The sequence below is a fragment of the Chryseobacterium arachidis genome (genome assembly GCF_900129245.1).
Taxonomy (GTDB): Bacteria; Bacteroidota; Bacteroidia; order Flavobacteriales; family Weeksellaceae; genus Chryseobacterium; species Chryseobacterium arachidis.
Genome location: NZ_FQUT01000017.1, coordinates 90905 through 98851, shown reverse-complemented (window position 1 = coordinate 98851; position 7947 = coordinate 90905). Strand labels below are relative to the sequence as shown.

6 protein-coding genes are annotated in these 7947 nt (G+C 36.8%); 4 read left to right on the top strand and 2 right to left on the bottom strand.

The annotated features are described in order from the left end of the window. The first annotated feature begins 446 nt into the window (after positions 1-446). Positions 447-2576, top strand: coding sequence for a type IA DNA topoisomerase (locus BUA89_RS20610; RefSeq protein ID WP_072963338.1), 2130 nt, complete (start codon positions 447-449; stop codon positions 2574-2576). A 64-nt stretch (positions 2577-2640) separates the two neighbouring features. Here BUA89_RS20610 and BUA89_RS20605 read toward each other — a convergent pair whose 3' ends face one another. Together BUA89_RS20605 and BUA89_RS20600 are read right to left on the bottom strand one after the other, a co-directional pair. Then, positions 2641-3807, bottom strand: coding sequence for an FAD-dependent oxidoreductase (locus tag BUA89_RS20605; protein WP_072963335.1), 1167 nt, complete (start codon positions 3805-3807; stop codon positions 2641-2643). A 24-nt stretch (positions 3808-3831) separates the two neighbouring features. Beyond that, the gene (locus BUA89_RS20600; RefSeq protein WP_072963333.1) at positions 3832-4584 is read right to left on the bottom strand and encodes a helix-turn-helix domain-containing protein; all 753 of its coding nucleotides are present in this window, start codon (positions 4582-4584) and stop codon (positions 3832-3834) included. A 120-nt stretch (positions 4585-4704) separates the two neighbouring features. Here BUA89_RS20600 and BUA89_RS20595 point away from each other — a divergent pair, with 120 nt between their 5' ends. The 3 genes from BUA89_RS20595 (at position 4705) to BUA89_RS20585 (ending at position 7775) form a co-directional block, all read left to right on the top strand. After that, a complete protein-coding gene (locus BUA89_RS20595; protein WP_072963330.1) occupies positions 4705-5127 on the top strand; it encodes a PaaI family thioesterase in 423 nt (140 codons plus the stop codon). A gap of 68 nt (positions 5128-5195) precedes the next feature. Continuing rightward, on the top strand, positions 5196-5540 hold the full coding sequence (locus BUA89_RS20590) for a phage holin family protein (RefSeq protein ID WP_072963326.1): 345 nt from the start codon (positions 5196-5198) through the stop codon (positions 5538-5540). Between the two features lie 240 nt (positions 5541-5780). Continuing rightward, on the top strand, positions 5781-7775 hold the full coding sequence (locus tag BUA89_RS20585; RefSeq protein ID WP_072963323.1) for a S9 family peptidase: 1995 nt from the start codon (positions 5781-5783) through the stop codon (positions 7773-7775). Positions 7776-7947: the final 172 nt, after the last annotated feature.

The window sequence follows — 7947 nt, the reverse complement described above, 5'->3', positions numbered from 1 at the left end:
CACAGAAGTTAAGCCCACCAGCGCCGATGGTACTGCTAACGCGGGAGAGTAGGTCGCCGCCAGTTTTTATTAAAAGTCTCATAGATTATTCTGTGGGACTTTTTTTTTGTTTGAAACTCAAAGAAATCCAGGCTTAAAACTCAAAGAGTTAGCTTTGCCTATTGCCTATTGCCTATTGCCTATTGCCTATTGCCTATTCAAAAGGAAGCTCCGTAGGGGCGGCCTGTGTAATAACTTTGCATATAGATAGCTATTTTTTTAAAGGATAGGACTTCACCTATCCTTTAAAAAATCGCCACTTCGTGGCTCTCAATTTATTTGGATATATCTTAGTTTGAGTTTGGAGAAGTCTTTTTAATGATTATTAAAAAACATAAATTAAGGATAATCTTTCTAAAGTCAAAAAAAATCCCGATTTTTGCCCTCTTCAATAATTCCGAAAATTCATGAAACTTTGTATTGCCGAAAAACCCAGTGTTGCCAGAGATATCGCCAAAGTATTAGGTGCTACTACGCCTAAACAAGGCTATATGGAAGGAAACGGCTATTGCGTTACCTGGACTTTCGGACATCTTTGTACCCTCAAAGAACCTCATGATTATGGTCCGCAGTACAAATCATGGAATTTATTTTTGCTGCCAATTATACCCAACAGTTTCGGAATCAAGTTAATCCCCAACAAAGGAGTTGAAAATCAATTTAAAGTGATTGAAAGATTAGTTGAAGAATGTGAAGAAGTCATCAACTGTGGGGATGCTGGTCAGGAGGGAGAACTGATTCAAAGATGGGTTCTACAAAAAGCAAAATGCAATAAACCGATTCAGCGTTTGTGGATTTCTTCTCTTACCGAAGAGGCAATCAAAGAAGGGTTTGCAAGTTTAAAACCTGCCGAAGATTACAGAAACCTTTATTTGGCTGGAAATGCGAGAGCGATTGGTGACTGGTTGCTGGGAATCAATGCAACCCGGTTATTTACCAAGAAATTTGGTGGAAATAAAGCCGTTCTTTCCATAGGAAGGGTTCAGACTCCGACGCTAGCAATGCTGGTTCAGCGTCAGAAAGAAATTGATGCTTTTACCACCGAAGAATATTGGGAACTGAAAACCAAATATCGTGACGTTATTTTCAACGCTGCGATTGACCGTTTAAAAACGTTGGAACGTGCCGAAAAAGGATTAGAATATTTAAAGGTAAATCCTTTTGAAATCGTTTCCTTTGAAATTAAAGAAGGGAAAGAAAAAAATCCAAGACTCTTCGATTTAACGGGACTTCAGGTGGAAGCCAATAAAAAGTACGGCTATTCTGCAGAAAATACGTTGAATTATGTACAAAGTCTGTACGAGAAAAAGCACGTAACCTATCCGCGTGTGGATACTACATATCTATCAGAAAGCTTATATCCGAAAATAGAAGGGATCCTCAGAAAAATGTATTTTTATCAGGAGTTGGTTTCCCCGTTATTAGAGGCACCAATTCCGAAATCAAAAGCGGTTTTTGATGATGCTAAAGTAACCGACCACCACGCGATTATTCCGACAGAGGTTCCACCTTCTCAAAATCTGACCAGGGAAGAGAAGCTGATTTATGACTTAGTTGCCAAACGCTTCATCGCTGTTTTTTACCCTGAATGTAAAATTTCGAATACTTTGGTGGAAGGAAAAGTAGGAACGATCCCTTTTAAAACCAGTGGACGGCAAATTCTTGAACCGGGTTGGAGAGCCGTGTACGCAAAAGAACCAAAAGAAGAAAATACAGATAAGGATAAGGAAAAAGAAAAAGAGGAAGAACAGACTATTCCAGAATTTATAGTTGGTGAAACGGGACCTCATGATCCAATGATCCACCAGGGGAAAACTTCGCCACCCAAACCTTATACGGAAGCAACGCTTCTCCGTGCGATGGAAACTGCCGGAAAACAGGTAGAAGACGAAGAACTTAGGGAAATGTTGAAAAATAATGGCATTGGAAGACCTTCAACCCGTGCGAATATTATCGAAACACTTTTCAAAAGAAAATACATTGAGAAGAAAAGAAAGAATCTGATTGCTACCCAAACAGGAATTCAATTGATTGACACAATCGAAGATGAATTGCTGAAAAGTCCCGAATTGACGGGAGAGTGGGAATCTAAACTCCGTAAAATTGAAAAAGGGGAATATGAAGCCAATCAGTTTAAGGAAGAATTGATCCAAATGGTGACGGAACTGACCAAAAAAGTTGTGGACGGCAAAGGGAAAGTAATCACTTTGATCGAGGAAAAAGAAGAAATCAAAGAAAAGAAAAAACGGGAACCTGCCGTAAAAAAAGAACTTCAGGCGTGGGAGGAAACCAAATGTCCTAAGTGTAAAGAACATCATTTGATGAAAGGAAAAGCCGCTGTTGGCTGTTCCGATTTTAAAAATTGTGGCTTTAAAATTTCTTTTGAAATCTTTGGAAAGAAATTATCAGATAAACAATTAATGGATTTAGTATTAAAAGCAAAAACTTCCAAGTTGAAAGGCTTTACCACACATCCCGAAAGTTTGACAGAAGGGGTTTTATCTTTTGATGATCATTTCAGTGTAATTATTGCTTGATTATAAATTTGTCACGATAAATAAAAACAGGATGAAAATTTAAACCAGTCCTGTTTTTATTTAATTATTCATGAGTCTGATTGAAAAAGTTGAGCATATTTTCAAGAGCATTTTCAGCATGCATCAGTTCACCATTGTCAAGAGATTCTTTTGCAACAATTGCAGCTCTTTTTCGCATCTGGATTTCATACCCGGAAATGGCTTCTTGCAAGGTGTTATATTGATCGGAGGCTAAACATTCACTCAACTCCAAAGCATCCAACATTGCCATATTAACGCCTTCTCCGGCAAACGGAGGCATTACGTGGGCAGCGTCTCCAATCATTGTTACATTAGATTGCGTTTCCCAGGTCTGATCAAAAGGAATACAATAGATAGGGCGTGGAATAAATGGTATTTCTGCATTTTCAAACAATTCAAGCCAGATGCTGTTCCATTTCGGATAAGTATTTTTATACCAATCTAATATTTGGAATTTGTCAGAATAATCTAAACCACTGTTTGCTGACCAATTTTCATCAGTTCTAAAACTTGCGTAAAAACCGATATCACCGTTACCCTTTTGCCCCATTAAAAGGTTTTTATTGTTTCCGAACGCCATTATTTTTCCGCCTTTCAACAAAGTGCTGACTTTTGGAGCAGTTTCTTCTGCCTGCAGAATATTTCCTTCAAGCATTGTGATACCAGTGTAAAAAGCCTTACTGTCCGTAATATAAGGACGGATTTTTGAATTGGCACCATCACAGGCAATCACAATATCTGCATAAACACTAGTTTTATTTTTAAAGTGCAAAAGCCATCCTTCATGCTGCTTTTCCATCGAAATAAAATGACTGTCCCAAATTACAGTTTCAGGCTGTAAAGATTCGAGTAAAATCTTTCGTAATGTGCCACGGTCTATTTCCGGACGGAAATGGTGATGTCCGAAATTTTCCTCAGATTTTGCTTCGTGATCGCTGAAAAATATTTCTGCATTTTCGTTCATGATAAGCTCTCTGTCTGCCCCGACAAGATAATTTTGTTTGAATTCTTCAAGCAAATCTGCCTTACGAATTGCCGCTAATCCGGAATCATCATGAAGGTCGAGAGGAGCTCCCTGAACACGGGCATTTTTATTAAGGTCTCTTTCAAATACCTTTACATCAGCACCATTTAATTGTAATAATCTTGCGAGGGTTAATCCACCCGGACCACCGCCTACGATGGCAATTGATTTATTGTTGATCAACATAATTTTAAATTTTATCCTGCAAAATTATAAGGTATGATAAACCAAAAATTGTAAAAATCGGTCGTTTTGATTCTTAAACAATTCTTTTGGGGAAACTCCGGAAAGTTTTTTGATTTCTTTAATGAAATGAGACTGATCGGTAAAATTAAGTTGTGGAAAAAGGTTTCCATCTTTTATATGATGGAGGGATGCCTGAAAACGTAATATTTTGCAATAATACTTTAATGAAATTCCCAATTGCCTATTGAAATAACAGTTAATCTGTCGTTCATTCCAAAAGATTTGTTCCGAAAGATCTTTAACACTAATCTCTCCATGAGCTGCAAAAATAAGTTCAAACAATTTTCTTTTTCTTTCATCAATTTCAGAGGGAAGTAAGGATTTAATTTTTTCTGAAGCTTTCTCACAGAATTGATCAAAATTGTCCAGGTCATTAATATTGAAATCCCAAAAGGTATTGGGCAATTCTTTTCCGCTGTTCACAAACTCGGCAATAGACTGATGAAGAGTATATTCCAGCGCAAGCGGATTAAAGCTAATGGCGAAAAAAGTGGAAAAACTTGTTTGGGGCATCGGTTTGGGCTGGGTTTCCAATCCCATCAAAACAATTTGAAACTGATTATTGATGGTTTTGCAGAAAAGCAAATCAATTTTTCCGTTGGGGATGATTACGCCTTCCTTAAATGTCTCCAGATTCTGTAACGAAGAATAACCATACACAAAATCGGTAAGTGATTTTTCCGGCCTGGTAAATTGGTATATCAAATCGTTGCTCATGATATGTTTTTAGCTTATTTCAGGTAAACGAATTACAGTTTACTATTTTTATCCATTAAAAGTAAGTGAAAATTTTCACGTTTTTTAGCGTTATATTACATTTGTTTCAAATTAAAAATAATGACTCCGGAAAAAAAACAATTGATAACGGACAGCTTCACTCGCTCCGAAACTTTAAAATTCTACAGAGCCGAACTTTTGGAAGTCGAAACAGATTTCATTTCCATAAAAATCCCAAAAATGGATTTAATGACCAGAAAAGCAGGAATGTTCAATGGTGCCATGATTGCTTCTTTGGTTGATGTTTCTTCGGGATACGCAGCGGTAAGTCATTATAAAGAAGACTGCTACGTAGTGACGGTTGAACTGAAAGTCAATTATTTAAGACCTGCGATTGGAGACGCATTGGTTTCAAAATCTTATGTTGTTAAAGGAGGGGCAAAAATCTCTGTCATCAGAACTGAAATTTATGCCGTTGACGAAAAAGGAACATCGGAGAGTCATGTGGCAACATCTTTGGTGACGATGATGAAAATCAAATAATAATTCCTATTAACAAATGGAACACCTTTTGCACACCAACACGCATAAACATTAAAAAAATTAATAGTATGAACTTAATTATCCGGCTTCTTATAACTGCAGTAGTTGCATATCTTTTGACATGGATTCTACCGGGAGTACATTTTACAGGATTTGGAGGGGCAATCATTTTTGCTATCGTTTTGGGAATCCTGAACTTAATTGTAAAACCTATTCTTAATCTTTTTGGATTGCCTTTAACAATCATTACCTTAGGATTATTTACCTTGGTCATCAATGCCATAATCATTCTTATGGCAGATTACTTTATAGACAGCATGGCGGTAGACGGCTTTTTATGGGCCTTTGTTTTCAGTATTTTGCTGTCGATTGTCACTTCTCTCGCCAATTCTATGTTTTCGGATAATGATTAATATTTGAAAGTTAGATTCATATATAAAAATCGCCGGTCATTAGTTTGATCGGCGATTTTGTTTTAAGAATGTAAGGTGAATTACTGTTAGAGATGAATAATATCAGCCTTAAATTTTCTTTAAGAAAATGCTTTTTCATTAACTGAATGTAAACACATTTACATAACTTTGGCATTCTTTGAATTAATGAAGACTTTTAGAATTTTATAGTTCTGAAGGTTGTAAAAATGAATATCACATATGAAACTTAAGTACAGTCTGCTGGCTTTGGCAGCTCCGCTTTTAATGAATGCACAACAAGTAATGACGCCTGAAATTCTATGGACTTTGAAAAAAGTGGGAGTGCAGGCAGTTTCTCCGGATCAGTCTTCACTTATCTATAAAGTAGGACAAACTGATCTTAAAACAGAAAAAACAAAAAGTGAGAACTATTTTTTTAACGTTCTTAATAACCAGTCTACCAAAATAGATTTTGGCAAAAAATCTCTTATTCAGTGGGATAAAAATGGGATTTATGCTCAGGAAGGAGACAAAATTTTCATTTCCAAAGATAGTGGAAAAACCTGGGCAGAATTTTATACGATTGGTGAAGCAGATAACGTTGTTATTTCTCCGGATGGTAAAAAAATAGCTTTCAGCAAGCAGGTTTTGGTGGAAAAAGTAATGGGAAAAGACAAATATTCCGATACGCCAAAAACTACGGCACAGGTTTATACAGATCTTAATCACAGGCATTGGGATTATTTTAACGAAGGTAAATACAACCATGTTTTTGTAGTCAATACTTCAGATAAGATAGATGCTGCAAAAGATTTATTGGAAGGGAAAATGTGGGATTCTCCGCAAAGACCTTTCGGTGGAGCAGAAGATTTTATTTTTAGCCCGGATTCTGCACAACTTTTATACGTTACAAAACCAAAAAGCGGTAAGGAATATTCTACGAGCACAAATACGGATATTTTTGCTTACGATTTAGCTTTAGGAACAACAAAAAATTTAACTGAAACTAACAAAGGATATGATGTCAATCCAAAATTTAGTCCTGATGGCAAGTCATTGGTTTGGCAAAGTATGGCGAGGGACGGTTATGAAGCTGATAAAAATGATGTGAAAATCATGGATTGGAAATCTGGAAAAACAACGAACTTAACTCAAGGTTGGGACGAAAGCGTTTCCGGAGACGTTTTCTGGAGCGGAGATTCAAAAACAATTTATTTCACGGCGGCTTTCAGAGGAACGAAGCAATTATTTTCTTTAGATCCTAAAAATGCTAAAGTTCAGCAAATTACTAAAGGTGATTTTGACGTCAATGAAATTTTTGCTGATCAGAAAACTTCACTTCTAGTTGGAAGAACGGACATCAATCATGCCACAGATATTTTCTCTGTCAATATTAAAAACGGAGAAATGAAGCAGGTTACAGAAGCCAATAAAGATACTTACGCAAATTTAGCTCAAGGAAAATCTGAGCTTAAAATGGTAAAAACTTCAGACGGAAAAGAAATGGGAGTGTGGTTCCACTATCCTCCAAATTTTGATCCGAATAAAAAATATCCAACGCTTGTTTATTGTCAGGGAGGTCCGCAATCTGCATTGACACAGTTTTTCAGCGTAAGATGGAACTTCGCTTTAATGACAGCAAACGGATATATCGTAGTGGCACCAAATCGTCGGGGGATGCCGGGTTGGGGAACAAAATGGAACGAAGAGATTTCTAGAGATTGGGGAGGACAGCCGATGAGAGATTATTTGGCGGCGACAGATTTTGCGAAAACTTTGCCTTATGTTGATGGAGATAGAGTAGCTGCAGTTGGAGCAAGTTACGGAGGTTACAGCGTATTTATGTTGGCGGGAATTCACGAAAACAGATTCAAAACGTTCATCGCTCACGACGGATTATTTGATATGAAATCCTGGTATCTAACAACGGAAGAGCTTTGGTTTGCCAACTGGGATTTGGGTTCTCCGTGGGAAAAACCATTGCCAAAAGCTTACACGGAATTCAATCCAAGCAATTTTGTTGATAAATGGAATAAACCGATCATGATCGTTCAAGGAGGAATCGACTTTAGAGTTCCTTATGAGCAGGGTCAGGAAGCTTTCCAGGCTGCAAAATTAAGAGGTTTAAAATCTAAACTGGTTTATTTCCCGAATGAAAACCACTGGGTTTTACATCCGCAAAACGGTTTGGTTTGGCAGAGAGAATTCTTTGATTGGCTGAAGGAAACTTTGTAATTAAGAATTAAAAATGAATAATTAATTTTATTATTCTTAAAAAATATTAATAATAACGGGCTTTTTAGTCCGTTTTTTGTTTTTCAAAAATATGCTCATTTGCTGAGTGAAACGCCGTCATAAACGAAAAATATTTAGTTTTATTTAAAAGAAAATCTTAGCGTTCATTACG